This window comes from Echinicola salinicaeni (assembly GCF_014280965.1).
Classification (GTDB): Bacteria; Bacteroidota; Bacteroidia; order Cytophagales; family Cyclobacteriaceae; genus Echinicola; species Echinicola salinicaeni.
Map to the genome: position 1 here is coordinate 75198 of NZ_JACODZ010000001.1, position 25043 is coordinate 100240.

Genomic DNA, 25043 nt, shown 5'->3' on the forward strand with positions numbered 1-25043 from the left:
TCAGCGCTTTGGTTAGAGGTAAAAAAAAGTTTGAAAAAATATTTAAATAGTTATAAAAACGAAATAGATTTTTTTGATAAGTAATTGGTTTTAATAAAAACATGATTTTGATACACAATTTTTGTTAGTTGGTGTCATTAAATGGTCATTTGTATAATTTGGTCTGATTTTAAGGTGTTTAACGGTATTATCGTGAGTGTGGTCTAGAAGGATTATTCGGAATAAAATTTCAATAGAATCGTATATTCCATTTTTTATTCTTCTATGATTTGTTTTTTAGTGCTGTTGTAAAAGTCATAATTAATATTTGAATAGGTCAAATAGCTTTTTATAATGATTTTATTTTTTTAAATTGATGATAGCCAGTTAGTTAAGTGTTATTGCTGTGCTGATAGGGTTAGAGATTACTTTTCTCTAGAAATGAAATAGTAATAAACCAAAATAAAACAACCGCATATGAAAAAAAGTGTACTATTAGCCCTCTTGCTGGGTTTGTTTACGCAATTTGTTTTTGCACAAACAGCTTCAGTAAAAGGAACGGTTACTTCAGCTGAAAGCGGAGAGCCGATTCCCGGCGTAAGTATTCTGGTGAAAGGTACCTCAAAGGGTGCTATCACAGATTTGGATGGTATGTATTCTCTGGAAATACCATCTGGTGGAGAAGTGTTGATCTTCTCATTTATAGGTATGACCTCTCAAGAAGTTGTTATAGGTGACCAGACTGTAATTGATGTAGTTATGGAATCCGATGCAAGGGAGTTGTCTGAGGTTGTCGTAACTGCTATGGGGATCACTAGGGAAAAGGCATCCTTGGGTTACTCCGTTCAGCAGGTTGATTCTGAAGAACTCAATAAATCCCAGCAAACTGATGTTTTGAGTTCTCTTTCCGGGCGTGTTTCCGGTGTACAGCTTTCGTCTTCCACTAATATTGGTGGTTCAAAAAGAATAACCATTCGGGGAGCCAGCTCATTTTTTGGTGAAAATCAACCCTTAATCGTGATTGATGGTTTGCCTGTCAATAATTCCAATTTCAACGATGAGAATATGCAGGAAGGTAGTGGCGGTTACGATTATGGTAATATGCTTAATGACCTTAACCCGAATGACATTGAAAGTATTTCTGTCCTTAAGGGTACAGCTGCGGCACTATATGGTTCAAGGGCAGCCAACGGTGTGTTGGTGATTACGACTAAAAGAGGCGTGCCTGGTAAAGAGTCGTTTAATATTGACATAAGTTCATCGGTAAACTTTGAGAGTGTTTATTTGATGCCTGATCTTCAAAGAAAATATGGTGGTGGAGCTATAATAGGTGATGAAGATGGTGGTGAAGATGGCTTTGAAGTAGCGAATATCAATGGTACAGATTATAAGGTAGTTCAGTATGGTATAGACGAAAGTTGGGGGCCACGGTATAATCCAGATATTTCCGTATTGCACTGGGATGCCTTCAGTGAAGATTATCCTGAGGATTATTTGAATCCAAGGCCATGGGTTGCTCCAGAGAATGATGTTAGAGACTTTTTTGAAACTGGGGTTTCTTATGTTAATTCAGTAGCAATTTCGACTTCAAATGTGAATTCGGCTGTTCGGTTTGGTTATTCCAATACAAAAAGTACAGGTACGCTTCCAGGATCTGATTTGTTGAAAAATAACTTTTCTCTTAGTGGCAAGACCAAAATATTGGACAAGTTAAGTGCTTCATCCAGTATTAATTTTGTTAGAACTAGCACCAAAGGTAGGCCGCTTTTAGGTTATCCAGCTTCTAATCAGCCATATGGTAGTCCGTTAGGACAAATACTGTTTCAATGGACCCAGCGACAAATAGATTATGAAAGATCCAAGAAATATCTTAATAATGACGGTACGCAAAGGTCTTGGAACAGGAATTTTTGGTATGATCCTACTCCACATTATTCCGATAATCACCACTGGGCTGCATATGAGAATTTTGCAGATGATGAAAGGGATAGGTTTTACGGCAATATCGGTTTGACTTATGAAATACTCGAAGGTCTTAATTTGAGTGGTCGTGTTAGTGGGGACTTGTATTCCTTTTATAATAGGGAGAGGGTAGCTGTAGGTTCTCAGGCTCAGTCTTATTACTATGAAGCGGTTAGAAATAATTACGAATATAATTATGAGCTGACTTTGGGTTATGATAAACGAATCAATGAGAATTTTAATTTAAATGCATTGATAGGAGGAAATCAGATGAGGCAGCGACTCCATCTAAACAGGGGAGAATCTTCTGGTGGCTTGGTAGTAGCAAAACTTTATAATCTTCTTAATTCTGCAGGTGCAGTTTTGGTCAATGATCAAACTACCAAGAAAGGGATAAATAGTATTTTCGCTACGGCTAGTTTAGGTTTTATGGATATGTTGTATCTGGATTTGACGGCCAGGAATGACTGGTCTACAACGCTTCCAGAAGGCAATAATTCCTATTTCTATCCTTCAGGCTCCCTTAGTTTTTTGTTTTCGGAGAGATTGAGCTTACCATGGTTGAGTTATGGTAAGTTGCGTGTAGGGGCCGCCAGAGTGTCCAAGGATACCGATCCATATCGGGTGGTCAATACCTATCAATTTAATGAGGATGGTACTTTTCAAGGGTTACCGAGGGTGTTTACTCCAGAGGATTTGTTGAATAGTGAATTGAAACCGGAAAACACAGATACGTGGGAGATTGGTTTGGAGGCGAGTATGTTGAATGATCGAGTGGGATTTGATGTGACTTATTTTAAAAATGTTACCACTGATCAGATAATACCGCTGGAAGTTTCCAGGTCAACAGGTTATAAGGCCAAGTTTATTAATGCCGGTGAAATAGTCAATAAAGGTTTGGAGGTTATGTTGAGAGGCACTCCTTTTCGCACCAGTGACTTTAGTTGGGATATTACTGTGAATTATACCAAAATAGATAATGAGGTTAAGAGCATTATTGATGGTATCGAGGCCATGGATATTGGGGTCGCTCCTTTTAGTGGGGTGACTTTAAGGGCTTCAGTTGGTGAGCGGTATGGTCAGCTTTGGGGCTACGATTTCTTGTATGATGATCAGGGCAATAGGGTGGTTCAAGATAATGGCTATTGGGCTAGGACGCCGAATTTAGTTCCACTAGGTTCTGTCATGCCTGACTATAATATGGGTGTTCGTAATTATTTCACCTATAAAGGCTTCGACCTAAGTGTGTTATTTGATATTCAACAGGGAGGCAAGTTTTACTCAGTTTCGCATATGTGGGGACACTACGCAGGAACATGGGGCCCAACAGCAGGAGTGAATGACCAAGGTAATGAAATACGTTCACCAGTTGCAGATGGTGGAGGTATTAAGTTGGATGGTGTAACTGGTGATGTGGAATTCAACGAAGATGGTACTTATACTGTAAGTAATACCGCTCCTAATGAAACTTATGTTGAGGGTCAGGCTTGGGCAGCAAGGCATTATCATGGTTTTGGAATGCCAAGTGCTCAAAGTGTATTTGATGCCGATTATATTAAAGTTAGGGAATTGGCCGTAGGTTATAATTTTGATATGAGTTCTTTCCCTATGATCCGGTCATTAAGAGTTTCTGCTTATGGTAGAAACCTGTGGACATTTGGTTTGGATTATAAAGGTTTGGATCCAGAGATTGCTGTGAATGGTTCTGGTAATATTCAGGGGATTGAGGGAGCTTTTATGCCTACTTCTAGAACTTTTGGCTTTAAGTTGGATCTTGGACTATAAACACATAAAATAATGAAAAGCATAAAATCAATAATATATATACTTGGATTTATAATTCTATTCACCGGCTGTGAATTAGATTATGAAAACAATCCAAATGAGGTGAATTCACCACCTTCTTCCGGTTTGCTAAATGACGCCACCAAAAAGATGATGGATGATTTTTACGACGAGTGGTTTCAGGGAAGGTTTACCCTAGTGACTGTACAATATTGGACGCAGACAGCCTATGCGGATGAGGACAGGTATGTGTACAGGGAATCTCAAAGGGAGACATGGGAAGATTTCTATGCCAACTTAGAGGATCTCAGGCAAGTGATACAACTGAATACTGATGAGGAAACTAGGGTGGAAAATAGCCAGTATGGTTCCAATGCCAATCAAATAGCGGTGGCCAGGATTTTAATGTCTTGGACCTTTAATGTGATGGCGGATACCTGGGGAGATATTCCGTATTATTCCTATGGGGCTGAAGATCCAGATTTTCAGGCATTGCAAATGGCTGGTGCAGAAACAGAGATACTAGCGCCAGTTTATGCTACGCAGGATAAAATCTATGCTGATATTTTGAATGAGCTGGATGAGGCTGAGGCAATGATTGAAGAGGATGGCGATGGAGTGGTTGCTGATGTGATTTATGGTGGGGATATGGCAAAATGGAAGAAATTTGCTAACTCTCTAAGGCTTAGAGTCGCATTAAAGTTAAGAGGAGCAAATGCATCATTGGCAGATGCACATATAGCCGATGCAATTGCTAGAGGGGTTTTTACCTCTGTAGACGATAATGCCAATTTCGTTTATGAGTCAGCAGATGTAAATGCGGGGCCTTTTTATAGGGCGTTTAACGTGAGCAATAGGACTGACTTTGCTATTTCTCATCCCTTCTGCCAATTATTATTGGGTAATAATCTGTTTGATCATGATCTTAATGATATCACTGATAATCCGTTTTTTGGAGTACGGGATCCGCGTATAGAGATGTATGCAAACCCGAATAGAGACGGGGATTATGTGGGAATGCCTGTGAACGAAAATTCTACACAAGCTCAATTGTTTGTGTGGCAAAGTTTCCCCGGGGATAAAATTATCAATACGCCGGACTTTACTCAGTCCCTTATGGAGTTTGCTGAGGTTTCATTTATTCTCAGTGAATTAAATGGTTGGGACCAGACTCACTATGAAAATGGTGTAAGGGCCTCAATGGCGAAATGGGGGATTGCTCCTGCTCAGGTAGAAGCCTATATTTCAGCATTGCCTCCTGCGAATGAAGAGACTGTGTTGACGCAAAAGTATATTGCGTTATATATGGATGCACATACCGCTTGGCAAGAATATAGAAGAACGGGATTTCCTAAAACGTTGATTACCCCAGGTACTGAGTTTAGTGTGATACCTGAGCCAGGGACAAAATTGGATTATACATTCACTTCATTGGTGGAAGGACTTACTGATTTGCCTTTTAGGTTGCAATATCCAGATTTTGAGCGAACCTTAAATGGGGATAACAGAAGTCAAGCTGTAAGTAGGTTAAACAATGGTGATGCCTTGGATTCTAAATTATGGTGGGATGTAGATTGATTCATATTTTGGATTAGATAATTTGTTTGAAGCCGCTCTCTTTTTAGGGGGCGGCTTTATTGATGGGCTAAGTGTTAATGGTGTTGTAGTTTTCTTATTTGTGAGAGGTGGTATAGATAGTTTTGTGTTGGCACGTGAAAGGTTTGTCCGTAAGTGTCAATTACGGTCTTGTATTAAATATTGCATTTTAATACCGTGAATTTGAATTATTCTAAAATAATGGGATTTTATGAATTTCAATTAATTAATAGCTGGAGGTGTGAAAAACGTTAAAATAGCGCATTTTTGAGGCTGAATTGATAATTAAATGGCTTTCTTGTTTTTGAATTTGTAAGTGTTTTAGTGAAATGTGTAAATTTTATAAAATCAATAAAAACAAAATTTAATTTTGTTTTTATTGATGCTATTGCTGGTAATAAAATTAAACTTTTAATAGTTTAGTCAATACAAAATTATACAATGGAAACTTTGGAATTAAAATTCAGTTTTCTCGTGTGTTCTGTAATTAAATTGGGTTAAATCGAAAAAAGCCTTCTATATATATGGCTTTGAATCGACTTTTATTCATATTTAGTTTGTTATAATAATTATATGGTGTATTGAAATAGGTCAATTTTTTTTAAAAAATATTTATTGCTTGTAATTAACTGAAAACCAGAAAGTTGTGTTCTGGTTTTCTGATGTTATCATAATGTTAAAATTTCTTAAAGTTTTTTTTTTTGATGAGGCTGTATACTTTGCATCAAAATCAAATCAACCGCATATGAAGAAAAGTGTACAATTAGCCCTCTTGCTATGTATGTTTTTGCAATATTCTTTTGCACAGACATCATCAGTAAAAGGGACGGTTACTTCAGCAGATAATGGAGAGCCGATCCCAGGTGTAAGTATTCTCGTGAAAGGTACCTCAACAGGAACTATCACAGACTTGGATGGTAAATACGTATTGGATTTACCAGAAAATGGAGAAGTGTTGATCTTCTCTTTTATTGGAATGACTACTCAGAATGTTGCTATCGATGGTAGATCCATCATTGATGTGGCTATGGCTTCAGATGCTGAAGAACTTTCTGAAGTAGTGGTAACTGCCTTGGGTATCCAGAGAGAGGAAAGATCTCTTGGATATTCTGTACAGGAAGTAAAAGGTGATGAAATTGCCAAAGCTAAAGAATCAAGTTTTGTCAGTTCTCTTTCAGGAAAGGTTGCTGGTCTTAGCGTTAAGAAAAGTAACTCTATAGGAGGTTCTGTTAATGCCGTTATTAGAGGTTCTAATTCATTTACGGGAAATAACCAGGCGTTGTTCGTAGTGGATGGTGTGCCTATCAGTAACTCCAATATCAACACTACTGACCAAGCAACTGGTGGTGGAGGTTATGATTATGGTAATGCGGCTTCTGATATCGACCCTGAAACTATCGAATCAATCTCTGTACTGAAAGGTGCTACAGCAGCTGCACTTTATGGTTCAGATGCTGTAAATGGTGTAATCATGATTACCACCAAAAAAGGTGCTAAGAAGAAAAATGGTTTAGGTGTGTCTTTGAGCCACTCTACTAACTTCAGCATGGTGGATAAAAGCACCTTCCCTAAATACCAAAAGCAGTATGGTCAGGGATATGGTCCTTACTATGGTGAAACTGGCGGCTTCTATGATACTGATGTCAACGGTGATGGTGTTTTGGACCTTGAAGTTCCAGCAGGTGAAGATGCTTCTTTCGGAGCTGCTTTTGATGAAGATCTATTGGTTTACGGATGGGAATCTTTCTATCCTGAGCTAGATACTTATATGACTCCAACTCCTTGGGTGGCTGCACAAAACGGTCCTGATTATATTTTCCAAACTGGTGTAGGTAATATTACTAATGTAGGATTGTCTGGAAGCAATGAAAAAGGATCTGTTCGTTTCGGATATACCAATGACGATCGTTCTGGTATCCTTCCAAACAGTAATGTTAAAAGAAACGTGGTGGATATGCACGCTTCTTATAACTTGAGCGATCGACTTACTATTGATGGTAAAGCAACTTATACCAGAGTAGAAGGTAAAGGTCGTTATGGTACTGGTTATGATGGGAAAAATGTGGTTCAAGGTTTACGCCAGTGGTTCGGAACCAATGTTGATCTTAAGGCGCAGGAAATGGCCTATATGCAAACCGGTAAGAATATTACTTGGAACCCTAATGGTCCTGGAGACACTTCTCCTCACTATTTTGATAATCCTTATTGGACTTTATATGAAAACTATCAGAATGATAAGCGTAACAGGTTCTTTGGTAAGTTCCAAGCGACTTATGAAATTACTGATTGGTTGAAAGCTATGGGTAGAGTGGGTATTGACTCTTATTCTGACCTTCAAGAAGAGCGTATTGCAATGGGAAGTTTAGATCAGTCTGAATACTCTAAATTCCAGAGAACATTTGAGCAGTACAATAGTGACTTCATTTTATCTTTTGATAAGAACCTTAACGAGTCTTTGTCTTTGACAGGTTTATTAGGTTTTAACGTAAGAAATACTAAAGTTATATGGACTAGAGCAAGTACTAATGGTGGTTTGGTAAACCCAGGTATTTACTCTTTGGGTAACTCCGTTAATGCTCTTGAGCCACCAACAGAACATGATTCTCACCATAGAAAATATGGTTATTATGGTCAGGTGACCCTTGGGTACATGGATTATCTATATTTGGATGCAACAGGTAGAATTGATCAGTCATCTACCTTGCCTCAAGGAAACAATAGCTACTTCTATCCATCTGTAGCGGGTAGTTTCGTGTTCAGTGAATTGATCGATAGTTCTGTATTGAGCTTTGGTAAATTGAGAATGGGATATGCAAGTGTTCGTGGTGATGCAGCACCTTATAGTGTGTTGAATACTTTCAGCGCTGCTACTCCATTTGACGGTGTGCCATTATTCTATACGCCTGATACCTATAATAATCCGGCCTTATTGCCTGAGAAAACCAATGAAATGGAAATCGGTTTAGAAGTAAACTTCTTGAACAATAGAGTTGGTGCCGATCTTTCTTTTTATCAGAAAAATACCATTGACCAAATTGTGCCAGCTGAGATATCTTCTGCCACAGGCTTCAATTACAAATATGTAAATGCCGGTGAGATGGAAAATAAAGGTTTAGAGGCAAGTGTATTTGGTGTACCTGTTCAAACACAGGATTTCACCTGGAGAGTTAATGTAAACTGGGCAAGAAATAGAAACAAGGTTGTTTCTCTTTATGAAGGAGGAGAAAACCTATTGATTTACTCTGCTTGGTCAACTGCGATCAATGCCAGAAAAGGTCAGCCTTATGGTACAATTACCGGTACTGACTATGTTTATGATGAAGCAACTGGCCAAAAAGTAGTTGGTGCTGATGGTAAGTATTTAAGAACTGAATCCACTAATGAAATCATTGGAAATATCCAACCTGATTGGATTGGTGGTATCAATAATACATTTAGTTATAAAGGATTGTCTTTCAGTTTCTTGATTGATATGCAAAAAGGTGGAGATATCATAAGCTACGATATGGGCTTTGGTAACGCTACAGGACTTTATGCTGAAACTGCAGCCTTGAACGATTTGGGTAATCCAATGAGAGATCCTATTACCAATGATGCAACTTCTGGAGGTATTATCCTTCCAGGTGTTAAAGCTGATGGTACTCCAAACGATATCCGTGCAAATGCTGGAAACTACTTGACTCCACTTGGATACTATGGTGGTTCAAGCGAAACTGGAACCTACGCTCCTGATGCAGCATTGGTTTACGATGCTTCTTTTGTGAAGCTTAGAGAGCTTAGTTTGATGTATGATCTTCCTACTACTTTATTCAGCAACTTGTTCATCCAAAAAGTGTCAGTTGGTGGATTCGGTCGTAACCTATGGATCATCCATAAAAACCTACCTCACTCAGATCCTGAGGCTAGTGCAAGTTCCGGTAACTATCAAGGTATCCAAAACGGAGCTTTGCCGGCTACTAGAGAATTCGGTTTCAACGTAAATGTTCAATTCTAAACTGAATCACAATGAAAAAGTCATTATTAATATTAGGTATAGCAGCAGCGGGACTATTTTCTTCTTGTGATGAAAATCTCGCCGACCTTAATACAGATCCTAAGAATCCAATTGAGGTAAAACCAGAAGTTTTATTTACCAATGGCCAATATAATCTTGTTAAACAAATGGTTAACATAGATTATAACCAAAATTTGGATAGGCTTTGGGCAAACTATTTGACACAGACCACTTATATTCAGGAGTCTGCTTATGATGCAGCAAACAGAGATGTTGGAGGAAGTTTGTGGGATAATATTTACACCGAAACATTATTTGAATTAAAACAAGCCAAGGAGCTATTGCTAAGTGAGGAGGTTGCAGATCCAAATTTGGTTCCTGTAAGAAATAACCAATTGGCTATGGTTAGAGTACTAGAAGTTTATGCTTACCAATATTTGGTAGATAACTTTGGAAGTATTCCTTTTACAGAAGCACTAGACATTGATAATGTTACTCCCGTTTATGATGAAGGAGATTTTATCTATGGAGCTATTATCGATAGTTTGGATGTAGCGATCAATGATTTTGATGCAAGTGCTAATGGTTTCAGTAGGTCTTCAGATATTCTTTATGGTGGAGATGTTGCAGCTTGGGAAAAGTTTGCAAACTCTATCAAACTGAAAATTGGTCTTAGACTTGCTGATGCACAGCCGTCTGTAGCATCTAATCTGATTTCTGAGGCAGTTGCTGCAGGTGTTTTTGAATCAAACGATGATAACGCTGTATATAACTTCAGCAGCTCTCAGCCATATACTAATCCTATTTATGATTACTTTGAGGTGGATAGCAGAGCTTCTGACTTTGTTGTTACCCAATTCTTCATCGATATGCTAGAGGAAGTAAATGATCCTAGAATGGAAGCGTATTTTGATGATAATATCGAAGATGGTTATGTTGGGGGTGAATATGGGGCCTCAGGAAATGCTTATGCTAGTTTGACACATGTTAATCCAGCATTGGTTGAAACTACCTTCCCTGGTACTATTTTAGATTACTCTTTTGTTGAATTTAGTTTGGCAGAGGCAGTTGAAAGAGGTATAATTTCAGGAAGTGCTGCAGAGCATTATAATAATGGTATCCAAGCCTCTTTTGAAGCTTGGGGCTTATCTGAAGCTGCCGCTACTTTATATATTGCTCAGCCTTCAGTTAATTATTTGACTGCTGCCGGAGACTATAAAGAGAAAATCGGAAAGCAGAAGTACATTGCCTTGTTCAATCAAGGGCATGAGGCTTGGACTGAAGCGAGAAGATTGGATGCTCCTCAGTTATTGACAGCTGTTTCTAATGGAGTTGAAAATCCTAAAAGATTGATCTTCCCTACCAATGAACCATTGATCAACACTACCAACTATAACGCTGCTAGTGATGTTCTTGGAGGAGATGATACTACTTCACCCATTTTCTGGGATATGAATTAATGAGGATATTTTGATTAGTAATATCTTTTATAATATAATGCTGCATGGTTTCATGCAGCATTTTTTTTGTCCTTTATCAATATGGATGAAATCCAATCCGCTTTCTAGTATAACTTTCTTTATTCTTATAAATGGATGGTGTTGCTTTTTAATCCCTTAGTGCCTCAAATTTAGAAGTTATTAATAAGCCATATTTTTTATCTTTCATAGATGGTCTTTTATGTTTTTCCTTTTTCTTCTTGTTTACCATGATATTTGGTTTTCTTTTACCATTGATAATAGAAATTCTCATTGAAATTAGATTATTCATGGTAAATTTGTGTTAAGGATATTATTGCCTATTAATTTATGAGCAATTTGATTTAATGCCTAACTTGTGAGGTCATTGGGAACATCTTAGGTTTAAGTACGTTTTCAATAATATCCACCCATTGTATGATCTGTTTTGGTTGGAAAGAATGTAGAGACAGTTGAAATAATAGATCGTATTTGTTAAATATTACTCTTAAGCATTATTTTATGAAGGATAGAGAAGCGATAGACTACGAATTGGAGAAGAACATGGAAGTGATCAGCCAGCTGGATGCTATGGTTGGTGAGACCGTAGATACTGTATTGGTTAACCCAGATGAATGTTGGCAACCTACAGATTTTCTCCCTGATATGACTAAGCCAGATGCATTGGATCAGGTTAAGTTGTTACAAGAAAGAGCTGCTGGAATACCTGATACCATTATTACTTCTCTCATCGGTAATATGATTACTGAAGAAGCCCTTCCAAGTTACCAGACTTATTTTAATTTATTAGAAGGTATTAATCCGGAAGGAAGCTTATTAAGTGAAAGGGGCTGGGTTAGATGGTCAAAGGCATGGACTGCGGAAGAAAATAGACATGGTGATTTGCTGAACAAGTATCTTTATTTGTCTGGTAGAGCGGACATGAAAAAGGTAGAGCAGACTATTCATCGATTGATTTATAATGGTTTTGATCCGAAATCAGAGAAAGATCCTTATCAAGCGATGATTTATACTTCCTTTCAGGAGAGAGCGACTAAAGTGAGTCATGTTAACACAGGGAAGTTAGCTGAAAAGGCCGGGGACACTGTATTAGCTAAAATCTGTAAAACCATCGCAGGAGATGAGGCAAGGCATGAAAAGGCTTACAAAACTTTTATGGCTAGAATATTTGAGATAGATCCAAATGGAGCAATGCTAGCTTTCGAGAAAATGATGCGTAAGCAAATCGTAATGCCAGCGGTTTTAATGGGCAAGGGAGGTAATAATCCTACGTTATTTGATCAGTTTTCTGCCATTACTCAAAAGATAGGTGTTTATACTGGATGGGATTATGCCCGTATCATCGATCATTTGGTGAAACTATGGAAAATAGAGTCTGTTACCGGTTTGGAAGGTGCTGCTGCTAAGGCGCAGGAATACCTTTCTGGTTTGGGTGATAGGTATATGAGGTTGGCAGATAGGATGAAAGCCCCCGATGAAATTAGTTTAGCTTGGTTAAAGTAAGGTGGATAGATAAAGAAGAATATTTATTAGGGAGCGTTTTGCTCCCTTTTTTTTTTTGATTCAATTTTTTAAGGAGACCTATAGATTTTTAATAGACTAAGAACTGTAGTTTTTTTATAGGTAGAGGAAAAACAAGAGACCTTAAAAAGTAAAGATTAAAGTGGCCTCTTTAGATTTCGTTAAACACTTAAAATATAGTAGAAAAAGTTGCTTAATCACCCTTCTCAAATGTAGTACTTATACAGTTTCAAAAAAATACCCCATTTGGGGTATTTTTTGATAAATATTCCATAATTAGGTGAATTATAAAGTGTTGTAGGTGGTGTTTTTGGTATAACTATTAGAAAATGCCTATTATTTTTCTCCTATGAGCGCAATTTTTAGTTGAAAATAGGAATATCGTTCTCCAAAATGTTCTTTTAATGGTTTTAAGTAGGTGTTATCCTGTCTTCTGAATGCCAGTTTAATATTTAAAATATCGTCTTTGGAGATAAATTCCTCTGCCTCAATTTTGCCATGTTTCACCAAATTAGCCAAATGACTTTCGATGGTATTGTAGGTCATTTCTCTTTTTTGGGCAATCTGATATAAGTTAAGGCCTTCTTGGTGGTGTTTTAAAGTGATTTTTTCGGTCGTAGAAATTCCAAGGTTTGAGCTTGATCGGCTTTTTTTACTGGTGCTGAGTTTTTTTCTGGGTTTTAGCTGATTTTCTTGGACATATTTGAAAATCAATTCCAAGAAGTCATCTCCGTAATTGTCTGCTTTTTTCTGACCAACTCCGGAGATATTTAGAAAACTTTCAGTTTCAATTGGAAAATAAGTAGCCATTTCCACCAATGTCGCATCAGAGAAAATCACATATGGTGGGACATTTTCTTTTTGCGCTATCTTAAATCTAAGCGATTTTAATTCATCGTATAGATCTGTCTTATAGGATGTTTTAGTGGTCTTTCTTTTAAGCCCATCATCCATGTTGAGCAAAATTTTCTTCTTTGATTTGAGCTTTTCCCAAGCTTTGGTGGTGAGCTTTAAGGTAGGGAATTGTTGACCTGCTTCAGCGATATATCCTTCTTGAATGAGTTTTGCCCCTAGTTTTTTCCAGAAATCTTCAGCTTGTTCCTTTCCTATTCCATAGACGCTCAAATTTTTGTGTTCCTCTTGGATTTTGTTAGACTTGGAGCCTTTTAAGATCAATATGGCATAGCCCATACCAAAGGATTCTTTGAGCCTTACCAGGGTGGAAAGTAACATTTGGGCAGGGATGGTCATATCCTCTTGATTGCCTTTGTTGAAGCAAATATCACAATTCCCACAATCTTCTTTTTCTTCTTCCCCGAAGTAGGCCATTAAGTATTTTCTTCTACATGAGTTTAGTTGGCAGAAGGTTTTCATTCTGGTCAGTTTTCCCAAAATGATTTCAGAATAATCAGGATTTTCTGGGGTTTCGATCATTCTTTGCAAGGTCAGATAGTCTCCATAGCTATAGAACATCAGTGCCTCACTTGGCAAGCCATCCCTGCCTGCCCTACCGGTTTCTTGGTAGTAACCCTCAATATTTTGGGGCATATTCATATGGACTACGAATCGCACATTGGATTTGTCAATTCCCATCCCAAATGCAATCGTGGCTACGACAATCTTAACTTCGTCTTTAATAAATTTCTCTTGGTTGGCGGCTCTAATTTCTCTGTTTAAGCCTGCATGATAAGGCAGTACTGATAGTCCAGCTGCTTGTAGTTTGGCAGCAGTGTCTTCAACGCTTTTTCTGGATAGGCAGTAGATGATCCCTGAATTTTTCTGGTGGTATTCTAAAAATTCTAATAGTTTATCAAAGGAATTCCTTTTTGGGGCTACCCTATAAGTGATATTTGGACGGTCAAAACTTGAGATAAACCATTTTGGATGCTGGAGTCCTAGCTTGTCAGCAATATCCTTTCTGGTCTGTTTGTCTGCTGTTGCAGTAAGTGCAATAAATGGAATAGCAGGAAAGGATTGGCGAAACTGCCCGATTTGTAAATAATCAGGTCGGAAGTCATGGCCCCACTGAGAAACACAGTGGGCCTCATCCACCGCTACTAGTGATAGCTTGATATCTTTCAGTAACTCAGAAAGTGGAGCAGTTCCACCAAACAATCTTTCTGGTGCTACATAAAGTAGTTTAAGTTTACCGGACTGGATTTCTTGGGCAATATACCTTTGTTCGCTAGTGCTTTGCGTGGAATTAAGATAAGCAGATGGGATGCCGTTAGCATTCAAAGCGTCTACCTGGTCCTTCATTAGTGCAATTAAAGGTGATATGACCAAGGTTAGACCTTCTTTGACCATGGCGGGTACTTGGTAGCAAATGGATTTACCACCACCCGTTGGCATAAGAACAATGGTGTCTTGACTGCTTAAAATGCTATTAATAATGGCTTCTTGCTGTCCTCTAAAAGTGTCATAGCCATAAAAATTCTTTAGTACTTCTTGTGGACTCATTTTAATCTAGCTTTGGGGAAATAATAGGCTAAATTAATTAAGATTTTGCCCCTAAAAAATATTATTGCTTGAGCAATTTGATTTTTTGGGAGTTTCCCTGCCAGTTGATTTCGATAATATGCACTCCCTTGCCTAGCTTGTTTATCAGTTCGTCCAAATTGATATTTGAACTATAATTAAACTTCTGAGATAGGACTTGGCTGATATGGTTAGACGAATAGATTTTTACTTCTATAAGTGTGTCTTCTGGGATTTCTTGGTTGAGTGAAGCCAGGGAAAGTTGGGTCCCGTCACTTGGGTTCGGAAAGGCTCTCCAGCCGGTATGGTTGATATTCGATTGGGTTTTTATCGCAATAACAGGACTATAGGCAAAAGTACCATTAAGATTGACCTGTTTGATGCGGTAATAAAGAATAGGGCTATTGGTGAGTACTAGGGTTTCATTAAACTGGTAATTGCTGATTTTATCAGACCAACCAACAGCATTGATTTTTCCAATCAGTTTGAAGTCCTCAATGTTGTTAATGGACCGCTCTATTTCAAAGTGGCTGTTTTCCCATTCTTTTGCCGTGGACCATTGGATTTGGCTTTTATTGGCCAAGCTGTTCCAATGGCCTGAAATATCATTCCATACTACGGGGAGGAGTTTACAACCTGCTTCTTCAAATTTTCCTTCATGATCCACTTCTTTGGTTATCTTATCAGGAAATGTGTAGCAAGTAATTATGGTAGCATCATCAGCTTTAATTAATGCTCCACTTCCATTGGTGGTTATTTGTCCTCCAACTGTTGCATAACTTTCACCATCAGCATCCCCTCCTGTTTCATAAAAATCTCCTATGAAAGTTAGTGTTGAGTTTCCGTTCATTTCCAAAATTCCTTCTGGTTCTGAAGCAATGACTTCCGCTGTTTCAGTTAGGATAAATGCTAAATGAGAATTTCCTCTTATTTTGACAGAGGTGGAATAATAAATGCCATCCACATCAATCGTGGCTCTGTCCTCTGTACTATTTGATGGAGTATGGGCATCAGTTTCGTTGACAATGTCAATACCTGCATTTTCATCAATACTGAGCATTGATTTACCTCTCAAATATAAATCATTTGCTGTCAGGAAAGTTGTGATATCTTCTGATTCTAATAAGTCGGTTGGCCCATAAATATTAACAGTATCTGAATTATTTATTGTCATCATACCGCCTATATTCATAGAAGTGTTTCTTCCCTCTAAATTAATGTCAACATTGGCATTGTCAACAGTTAAATCTCCTGTAATTTCAAAAGTAGAATTATCCGCAATAGTTATGGATGAAAATGCCCCCCCTAGTGTTATATTACCGCTATAGGATATGTTTCCATTAATGACAATATTTGATTCGCATGTTTCAGAGATTATTGAATTCGGTGGATATGTAGCAGAAGTAGAGCAGTTAGTTGAAGTTACATCCCAACAATCTTCATCACTCCATTGTCCACTACAATTTGCATTTGATGCTGTATAAGTATAAGTCTGGGCATGAGCATTCACCGCATTGAAAAAAGTCAAGGCAAGGCTGATGGTGATCGTATAAAGAAGTGTGGCTTTATACATAATTTTATGTGGTGATTAACGCTTTAAAGGTAGTGGGAAAAATAATATTTTGCAAATTAAAGAAAAAACATGTTAATATTCTGTTTCAAATCAATTAATTTGAAATTGAAGCTGTAAAAAATGTATTTGGTAAAAAATGCAGTGCTTAATTAATTAGTAACCAAGTATATGTAATAAAAAAAGCAAGCTGATTAGCTTGCTTTACTTGTTGCTATATTCAAATAGTTTTCTCTTTTCTTCCTTGGATAGACTGTCGTATCCTTTTTCTGCAATCTTATCCAGTATCTTGTCTATTTCTTCTTGGGAGGTAGTGTTTTTAGACTTTGAATTATCCTTCTTCAAAGGTTCACTTTTATATGGTGGATGTTTTTTCCGGTAACTTACTTTGACATTTGGGCGATTGGAAAACAGGTTTCCGAAGAAACGACCTACGGTCTGAACTGGTTTGCCCAAATCTGTCCCTTTCCTCAATAAGGTAATATAGAAATAGCCTAAGGCGGCTCCTCCCAAGTGGGCCAATTCTCCACCTGCATTTGCTCCCGTACTATTGGCAAAAGCCACCACGACATAGAAAATGGCAATATACTTGATCCTAACAGGTCCTAATAGGATGAGGTGAAAGGTAGTGTCAGGGCTTAAGGTAGCCGCTCCAACTACAATGGCATAAACACCAGCACTTGCGCCCAGCATTAAAGCATGATTGGCTTGGGTGCTGAAATAAGGAGCGAAATTGTAAATGATTACATAAAGCAAAGCCCCAGCAATTCCTCCCAGTATATATAAATTGGCCAGTTTTCTACTGCCCAAATATTCATTGATCAAAAGTCCGAACCAATAAAGGAATAGCATATTGAAAAGGATATGGAATATCCCTTCATGCAAGAACATATAGGTAATGATGGACCAAGGCTGGGTGATGAATCTGCCCACATCTGCCGGCATCATCAGATAGGACAATATACTTCTGTAAAGTTCCTCTCCACCTCCAATGGTAAGGAATACCCTGAGTACCAGAAGAACTAAAAATACAAGGATATTAATGGCCAGTATTTTATAAAGGCTGTTATCCTTTTGGTTAAATGCGTTTTTTAAATAATACCAGAATCCTCCGTACATGATCAGTAAAAGCTAGTTCTGTTTTTTTTCCAGAAAGTTACCAAAATCGCTCCTATTATTAAACCACTTAAATGGGCAAAATGTGCCACATTGTCCATGGGATTATTGACAATAATATTATATACGGTATATAGTCCGTAAAAGAGTACCAAATATTTGGCTTTTATCGGCATTGGCGGAAATAATAGAAAAAGCTGCGTATTGGGAAACAGCATACCAAAAGCCACTAATATCCCAAAAAGGGCTCCAGAAGCTCCTACCATAGGTATATTGGCTTTGCTTTCCCTTACATAATCCATGTATTTCTCAGCTGTTGCGATGTATTCTTTATTTTCTGGATCCCGGCTGTAAGCATCAATGAAGTCATATACAGCGGGTTTGAACATATGTCTGTTTTCAGAAATGAACTTATTGAATATCTCTGGATCAGGATCATTATAAAATGACTCTATTTTACTGTCCACTTGATTCATTTGGTAAGCGGTGTAGCCCGAATATAATACACCTGAACCAATTCCGCAGACCATCCATAATATGATGATTTTCTTGGGACCAAGAAACTGTTCCAATAAAGGGCCAAATATAAACAGGCCGAACATATTGCTGAACAAATGCCAAAAATCAGCATGCATGAACATATAGCTCAAAAACTGAAATGGCATAAAACGATTGCTATTGATATAATATAGCGCAAATAGTGACTGCAGCTGGGGTAAAAAATAAGCAGCGACTATAAAAATGCCTATATTGATCAATAAGAGATTTTTGACTATTGGTGTGAGTGATCTAAACATAAATTATTTTTCGAAAAAACTACGTATCTTACTTAAATCAAGTTTGACAAAGGTTTTGTTCCCGGAAAGACCATAATTTGGGTTTTGACAGGCAAATAATTGTCCAACGATGGTTTCCATTTCTTGATGATTCAATTTCGTTCCTTTCTTTATAGATGACCTTTTGGCCAAGGATCGGGCCAGATTTTCCCTATTGTCCAAGGAAAGTTCCGATTTGAAATGTTTGAATTGTTCCAAAAGTCCTTCAAATAGCGCTTTCTCATTGTTGATGTGGATATCAGCAGGAACGCCTTTGATCAGCAAAGTTTGTTTGCCAAACTCTTCTACAATAAAGCCCAAGTTATTCATTTCTTCCTGTAGCTCCATCACCAAAGCAAAATCTGTAGGGCTTAGGGAAATACTCTGTGGAAAAAGACATTGTTGGGAAGCCCCGCTGTTATTTTGAAGTTGTTTTAGGTATCGTTCGTATAGGATCCTTTCATGGCTGGCCTGTTGGTCTAATAGTAGCAGTCCAGCTCCCAGTTGGGCGACAATATAGCTTAATTCTACCTGAAAGGTGGTTCCAGTATTGGTTTCAACGGGAGTAGGTACCGAGAAGTTTTCTTCTTTTTTCTCTTCTTCCTCGTCATTGGCCTTGCTTGAAAAGGTCATCAACTCTGTAGATGGAGTAGCGTCACTTTGTGCAAATGCTTCCTTTCTGATGTTATCTGTATGGTCTTTGTTTCCTTCAAATAACTTCTCCCATCCTGAAGTGTCTTGTTTTTTGAAAGATGGTGAACTGTAGGTTTTGTAACTATTTTCTCTACTGAGTTCTTCTTTCCTGACTTCGTCATGATTCCAGTTCTCAGTGAAGTTTACATCCATACTGAAATCCAAAGTGGGTACCACATTATGAGCACCCAATGCCTGCTTTACGCCAGCTTTGACGACAGAATAAATGGTTCTTTCATCATCAAATTTTATTTCTGTCTTGGTCGGATGGACATTGATGTCAATATGTGATGGATCTATCTCTAAGAACAATACATAAAATGGATGCTGGTCTGTGGCCATCAATCCTTCATAGGCATTGCTTACTGCATGGTTGAGGTAGTGGCTTTTGATATAGCGGTTATTGACAAAGAAAAATTGTTCTCCCCTGGATTTTTTGGCGTTTTCAGGTTTACCTACATAACCCTTGATTTTCACATGTGGTGTGTCTTCCTCACAGGCTACAAGCTGTCCTTGGTAGTTTTTGCCGAAGATACCAACAATCCTTTGACTGAGTTTTCCTGGACTTAACTTGAAAAGCTCTATATCATTATTGATCAGGCTAAAACTAATTTCTGGATAGGATAAGGCTACACGCTGAAATTCCTCTACAATATGTTTAAGTTCTACGGGGTTGGACTTTAGGAAATTTCTTCTTGCCGGAACATTAAAGAACAGGTTTTTTACGGCAATGGAAGTGCCTTTAGTGGTTACTACGGGTTCCTGTTTCTTTACTTCAGAGCCCTCTATGCAGATAAGGGATCCCAATTCATCTTCTTCGGTTTTTGTTTTTAACTCCACCTGTGCAACGGCCGCAATAGAGGCCATGGCTTCGCCTCGGAAGCCAAATGTTCGTATGGCAAATAGGTCTTCGGAATTCCTGATCTTGGAAGTAGCATGCCTTTCAAAGCTCATCCTTGCATCTGTAAGGCTCATGCCCTTGCCATTGTCAATTACCTGCATCAGGTTTTTCCCAGCTTCTTTGATAATTACCTTGATATCAGTGGCGCCAGCATCTATGGAATTTTCGAGCATCTCTTTTAGGGCAGATGAGGGCCTTTGTACCACTTCTCCAGCAGCTATTTGGTTGGCAATAGCGTCAGGGAGTAGTTGAATAATATCACTCATTTGCTTTTACTTTTTAATCTAAAAAAGAATACCAAGGCTGCAATTCCCAATCCAATATAAAGCAAAATATAAAGCATTTCAGAGCCGAAATATAGGTATCCCGTAATCGTTCCAACCAATACCAATAATATGATCATACGCAGCATGCCTGTGCTGGAAAAAATGGAGGCAGGTTTATTCCTGATAGGTCCACCCTGAGTAAAGGCTCCCCTGATGGAGCTCTCTCTATCTCTTTTATAAGCCTCTTCAATTTCCTTATCTGTCGGCAAGAGACCATCTGCTTCCAGTTGCCTTTTGATTCGGGAGGTCCGCTGCTCTATTTCTTCTTTCACAGGATCGTAATGTCGGGCCTTGATATCAAAGCGCATAGGCTGGGCTGTACGGAATATGGATGGAAATTTCATGGCGTCTAATGATTCGATTATACCTTTATTACGTTAATATATATAAGGTAAGTTCTGCTTATCACTATTTTGATAGACAGAAGCATGAATTTTATGTATGTTTGATGTTTACTCTGAAATGAATCAAAGTAGCACTTACAAAGTTATTTTAAATTTTAAGCAATAAAAATTAATCATCCGCATGAATCGAAAAGTTTGGGTCCTCATTTTACTTGTCTTTGCACAAGTTTCTTCAACCGGGGCATTTTCTGAAGAAGGGGCCGAAGATCCATTTGCAACTTTTGATATTCAATCCCAAACCAAATGGGTGGACAGTGTCTTTTATAGCCATACTTTTGAGGAAAGACTAGGGCAACTTTTTATGGTGGCAGCTTATTCCAATAAGGGTGAAGCACATAAGCAGGCCATAGCCAAATTGATCCAAGAGCAGCAGATCGGTGGGCTGATATTTTTTCAAGGTGGTCCAGTAAGACAGGCTAATTTGACCAATTATTATCAATCTATATCAAAGACACCTCTTTTTATTGCGATGGATGCTGAATGGGGCGTGAGCATGCGTTTGGACAGTGTTTTGCAGTTTCCCAAACAAATGACCCTGGGAGCCATTCAGGATGATAGGATGATTTACAAGATGGGGGAAGAAATAGCCCATCAGTTTAAAGAGTTGGGCATGCATATTAATTTTGCCCCTGTAGTGGATGTGAATGCCAACCCAGATAATCCTGTAATTGGCTATAGGGCTTTTGGAGAACAAAAGGAGAATGTTGCCAATAAATCTGTTGCCTATATGAAAGGGCTTCAAGAAAATGGTGTGATCGCCAATGCCAAGCATTTTCCTGGTCATGGTGATACCAATGCTGATTCCCACTATACCACACCTGTGATCAAAAACTCCAGTGAGTATATTAATGATATTGACCTTTATCCCTATAGAAAATTGATAGATGAGGATTTGATGAGTGTGATGGTGGCCCATCTTCATATTCCAAGTTTGGGGACCAAGTCTGGAATGCCCACTACTTTGAGCAAGAACGTGGTTTCTGGCCTTTTGAAGGAGGAAATGGGCTTTAAGGGATTGGTGTTTACGGATGCCTTGAATATGAAGGGGGTGAGTAATATGCACAAACCCGGTGAGGTTGATTTGTTGGCATTATTGGCGGGCAATGATATCTTGCTCTATGCCGAAGACGTGCCCAAGTCCAAGCGATTGATTTTACAGGCAGTGGAAGAGGGAAGAATAAGCCAAGAGGAGATAGATGCCCGGGTAAGAAAAATCCTAAGGGCAAAATATTGGGCAGGATTAAATAAATCCAATAAGATTGAGACCGGTCAATTAGTGGAAAGAATAAGTAATTATAAAAGTAATGCTTTAATTGAAGATTTGTATGCTGCTTCGATGACTCTTGCAAGGAATGAAGGTGATTTTCTTCCCATTAAAAATCAGGATTTATTAAAGATGGCCAGTATTACCTTGGGGAATGGTGGCCATACCTTTCAGAAGTATTTGGATAAGTACGGGGACTTTAAACATTTTAGACTACCAAGAAACAGTAGCTCGGCCTCTTATAATGCGCTTGAGCAAAATCTCAAGGATTTTAATACAGTTGTGGTTGGGGTGATGAATGTGACCAATAGTCCCAGAAGAAATTTTGGGATTAAGGAGAGTGATATGTTCTTCATCAAAAAACTGAGTGAAAAGTATAATGTGGTCACTGTATTGTTTGGGAATGCCTATGCTGCCAAGTATATGGATGATCTTCCCAATGTGTTGGTCGCCTATGAAGAAAATGATTATACTGAGAAACTAGCTCCGCAGATCATTTTTGGTGCCAGACCAGTGGACGGTGTCTTGCCTGCAACTGTTAGTGACAAATTGAGAGCCGGTACTTCTATATCTTATGATGCCATTGATAGATTAGGGTACAGCAGTCCTGAATCTGTAGGAATGGACAGCAAGGTCTTGAATAAAATCGATAATGTTGTTAATCGTGCAATTGCCAGGAAATCTACCCCTGGAGCTTGTGTATTGGTGGCAAAGAATGGAAAGGTGGTTTTTGAGAAGGCTTATGGACATTTGGATTATAATCATTCTGCGCAGGTGACAGATGAGACGATTTATGATTTAGCTTCTATTACAAAGGTCATGTCGACTACACAGTCCATCATGTTTTTGACCAGTCGCGGCTTGGTAGATTTAGAAAGACCTTTGGGCTTTTATCTACCAGAATTGGAAGGTACGAATAAGGCAGATTTGAAAATTCAGGATGTTCTGATGCATGAGGCGGGATTACAATCATGGATCCCTTTCTATACCAAAACGCTCACTGGAGGGAAATGGAGTTCAGATTTTTATCGAACTGAGAAGGAACCGGGATATACTATTAAAGTTGCAGAAGATATGTATGCTACAGATGCCATGCCTGACAGTTTATTCAAATGGGTGGTGGAGTCAGATTTAAGAAGGAAACCATATGGTAAGAATAAATATGACTATAAATATTCTGACTTAGGAATGTATCTGTTGCAAAGGATGATTGAAAAAATGATCCATCAGCCCGTTAATGAGTTTTTATCCCAAAACTTTTACCAGCCACTGGGCTTGAATACACTGACTTACTTGCCCTTGGAGAAATTTGATTCGGATAGAATAGCACCTACAGAAAACGATAGGATTTTCAGGAAACAGTTGGTCAGAGGTTATGTACATGATCCTGGGGCTGCCATGTTTGGAGGTGTGGCTGGACATGCTGGACTATTTGGGACTGCCCATGACTTAGCTGTTATGATGCAGATGATGTTACAGGGAGGGGAGTATGGCGGAGTGAACCTATTGGATGCCAAAACCGTTAAGGTTTTTACGCAGAGTCAGTCAGCCCAAAGCAGGCGGGCTTTGGGTTGGGATAGACCAGATCCAGAGCCTGGAAAAGGAGCCTCGGCAGGAAAAATGGCCTCCAAGGCTAGTTTTGGACATACTGGTTTTACAGGAACAGCAGTTTGGGCCGATCCGGAAGAAGACTTGATCTATGTATTTCTTTCCAATAGGGTTAATCCAAATGCCTCCAATAATTCTTTGCTGAAGTTTGATGTCAGGACTGATATACATGATATTATTTATCAATCGATGACATTTTCTGTAAAAAATTATGCACTAAATGAACAAAACTGAAAAGCTAAAGGTTATAGCTTTTGAAATTAAAAAAATGCTTTTTTAATCCAGAAATAATGAAAATTGGAATTGTCTGTTATCCTACCTTTGGTGGGAGTGGAGTTGTGGCCACAGAATTAGGAATCGCCCTTGCCAAAGAGGGGCATCAGGTACATTTTATTACCTATAGACAACCCACGAGACTGGATTTTTTTAGTGAGAACTTATTTTATCACGAAGTTGATATAAAAAGTTATCCCTTGTTTGAGCATGCTCCCTATGAACTTGCCTTGGCCAGTAAAATGGTAAATGTTGTGGAATTTGAAGGACTGGATCTCCTTCATGTTCATTATGCTATTCCCCATGCTTCTGCAGCTTATATGGCCAAGCAGATTTTGAAAAGCCAAGGGATAGAGATACCTGTAGTGACCACTTTGCATGGTACTGATATTACCTTGGTAGGTAAAGATCCCAGCTATGCTCCTGTTGTGACTTTCAGCATTAATGAGTCCGATGGGGTTACGGCCGTTTCAGAAGATCTTAAAAAATCAACCTACGAGCATTTCGATATCAAAAAGGAAATAGAAGTTATTCCAAACTTTATTGATTTGGATAGATTCAAAAAGCAGAAAAAGGAGCATTTCAAAAGGGCGATATGTCCGAATGATGAGAAGCTTTTGGTGCATACTTCCAACTTTAGAAAAGTCAAGAGAGTGGAAGATGTGATTAAGGTGTTTTATGAAGTAAGGAAGGTGGTGCCCTCTAAGCTATTATTGGTTGGTGATGGTCCAGAGCGGGATAGAATGGAAAGAATATGTAGAGAACTGGGTACTTGTGAAGATACTAGATTCTTGGGTAAGTTGGATGCGGTGGAAGAAGTATTATCCGTTGCTGATCTTTTCTTGATTCCTTCGGAAAAAGAAAGCTTTGGTCTAGCTGCCTTAGAGGCGATGGCATGTGAGGTGCCTGTACTTTCTTCAAATGCTGGAGGAATTCCAGAGTTAAATATTGATGGGGAAACTGGTTTTGCCTGTGAAGTAGGGGATATTGAAGATATGACAGCAAAGGCGCTTCATATACTGTCTGATGAAAATTTGGATGCTTTCAAAAAAAGGGCTTTGGCTCGAGCAAAAGAATTTGATGTTTCAAATATTCTCCCCCGATATGAAAATTTCTATAAAAAGACGATTGAGAAAACACTTACTGTTTCTAAATAATTGATTTATGTCATTATTTCTCTAGAACAATCGTTTCTTTTGAATTCAATCCATTAAATTTGCGAAGTATTTGCCTTGGATAATCAATGAGGGATGATTAATTTATTGTTTATGAGTGCGTTA

14 protein-coding genes are annotated in these 25043 nt (G+C 38.4%); 7 read left to right on the plus strand and 7 right to left on the minus strand.

What is annotated here, in order from left to right:
- The first annotated feature begins 456 nt into the window (after positions 1 to 456).
- From H7U17_RS00305 to H7U17_RS00320, 4 genes are all read left to right on the plus strand, one after another.
- Complete coding sequence (locus H7U17_RS00305) at positions 457 to 3726, plus strand: SusC/RagA family TonB-linked outer membrane protein (protein ID WP_186753583.1); 3270 nt, start codon at positions 457 to 459, stop codon at positions 3724 to 3726.
- Positions 3727 to 3738: 12 nt separating this feature from the next.
- Positions 3739 to 5304: a SusD/RagB family nutrient-binding outer membrane lipoprotein gene (locus tag H7U17_RS00310; protein ID WP_186753585.1), complete on the plus strand. Its 1566-nt coding sequence runs from the start codon at positions 3739 to 3741 to the stop codon at positions 5302 to 5304.
- A gap of 763 nt (positions 5305 to 6067) precedes the next feature.
- Positions 6068 to 9316 (plus strand): SusC/RagA family TonB-linked outer membrane protein, encoded by a 3249-nt coding sequence (locus H7U17_RS00315; protein ID WP_186753587.1) that lies wholly within the window; start codon positions 6068 to 6070, stop codon positions 9314 to 9316.
- Between the two features lie 11 nt (positions 9317 to 9327).
- Positions 9328 to 10776 (plus strand): SusD/RagB family nutrient-binding outer membrane lipoprotein, encoded by a 1449-nt coding sequence (locus H7U17_RS00320; protein ID WP_186753589.1) that lies wholly within the window; start codon positions 9328 to 9330, stop codon positions 10774 to 10776.
- A gap of 148 nt (positions 10777 to 10924) precedes the next feature.
- Here the strand turns inward: H7U17_RS00320 and H7U17_RS00325 are convergent, their stop codons facing one another.
- The gene (locus H7U17_RS00325) at positions 10925 to 11086 is read right to left on the minus strand and encodes a hypothetical protein (RefSeq protein ID WP_222439100.1); all 162 of its coding nucleotides are present in this window, start codon (positions 11084 to 11086) and stop codon (positions 10925 to 10927) included.
- A gap of 209 nt (positions 11087 to 11295) precedes the next feature.
- Here H7U17_RS00325 and H7U17_RS00330 point away from each other — a divergent pair, with 209 nt between their 5' ends.
- A complete protein-coding gene (locus H7U17_RS00330) occupies positions 11296 to 12297 on the plus strand; it encodes an acyl-ACP desaturase (RefSeq protein WP_186753593.1) in 1002 nt (333 codons plus the stop codon).
- Positions 12298 to 12651: 354 nt separating this feature from the next.
- On the opposite strand, the gene recQ is transcribed toward H7U17_RS00330, so the two are convergent.
- The 6 genes from recQ to H7U17_RS00360 form a co-directional block, all read right to left on the minus strand.
- Entirely contained in the window at positions 12652 to 14775 is a 2124-nt protein-coding gene (gene recQ / locus H7U17_RS00335; RefSeq protein ID WP_186753594.1) for a DNA helicase RecQ, read from the minus strand.
- Between the two features lie 61 nt (positions 14776 to 14836).
- Positions 14837 to 16366 (minus strand): T9SS type A sorting domain-containing protein, encoded by a 1530-nt coding sequence (locus H7U17_RS00340; protein ID WP_186753595.1) that lies wholly within the window; start codon positions 16364 to 16366, stop codon positions 14837 to 14839.
- A gap of 201 nt (positions 16367 to 16567) precedes the next feature.
- Complete coding sequence (locus tag H7U17_RS00345; RefSeq protein WP_186753596.1) at positions 16568 to 17482, minus strand: rhomboid family protein; 915 nt, start codon at positions 17480 to 17482, stop codon at positions 16568 to 16570.
- A gap of 2 nt (positions 17483 to 17484) precedes the next feature.
- Positions 17485 to 18276 (minus strand): rhomboid family intramembrane serine protease, encoded by a 792-nt coding sequence (locus H7U17_RS00350; RefSeq protein ID WP_186753597.1) that lies wholly within the window; start codon positions 18274 to 18276, stop codon positions 17485 to 17487.
- A gap of 3 nt (positions 18277 to 18279) precedes the next feature.
- Entirely contained in the window at positions 18280 to 20154 is a 1875-nt protein-coding gene (gene mutL, locus H7U17_RS00355) for a DNA mismatch repair endonuclease MutL (RefSeq protein WP_186753599.1), read from the minus strand.
- Positions 20151 to 20558 (minus strand): hypothetical protein, encoded by a 408-nt coding sequence (locus H7U17_RS00360; protein ID WP_186753601.1) that lies wholly within the window; start codon positions 20556 to 20558, stop codon positions 20151 to 20153. The genes mutL and H7U17_RS00360 overlap by 4 nt, the downstream gene beginning before the upstream one ends.
- Positions 20559 to 20739: 181 nt before the next feature.
- Here H7U17_RS00360 and H7U17_RS00365 point away from each other — a divergent pair, with 181 nt between their 5' ends.
- Together H7U17_RS00365 and bshA are read left to right on the plus strand one after the other, a co-directional pair.
- Entirely contained in the window at positions 20740 to 23724 is a 2985-nt protein-coding gene (locus H7U17_RS00365; RefSeq protein WP_186753602.1) for a glycoside hydrolase family 3 N-terminal domain-containing protein, read from the plus strand.
- Between the two features lie 56 nt (positions 23725 to 23780).
- Positions 23781 to 24920 (plus strand): N-acetyl-alpha-D-glucosaminyl L-malate synthase BshA, encoded by a 1140-nt coding sequence (gene bshA, locus H7U17_RS00370; protein WP_186753604.1) that lies wholly within the window; start codon positions 23781 to 23783, stop codon positions 24918 to 24920.
- Positions 24921 to 25043 lie beyond the last annotated feature (123 nt).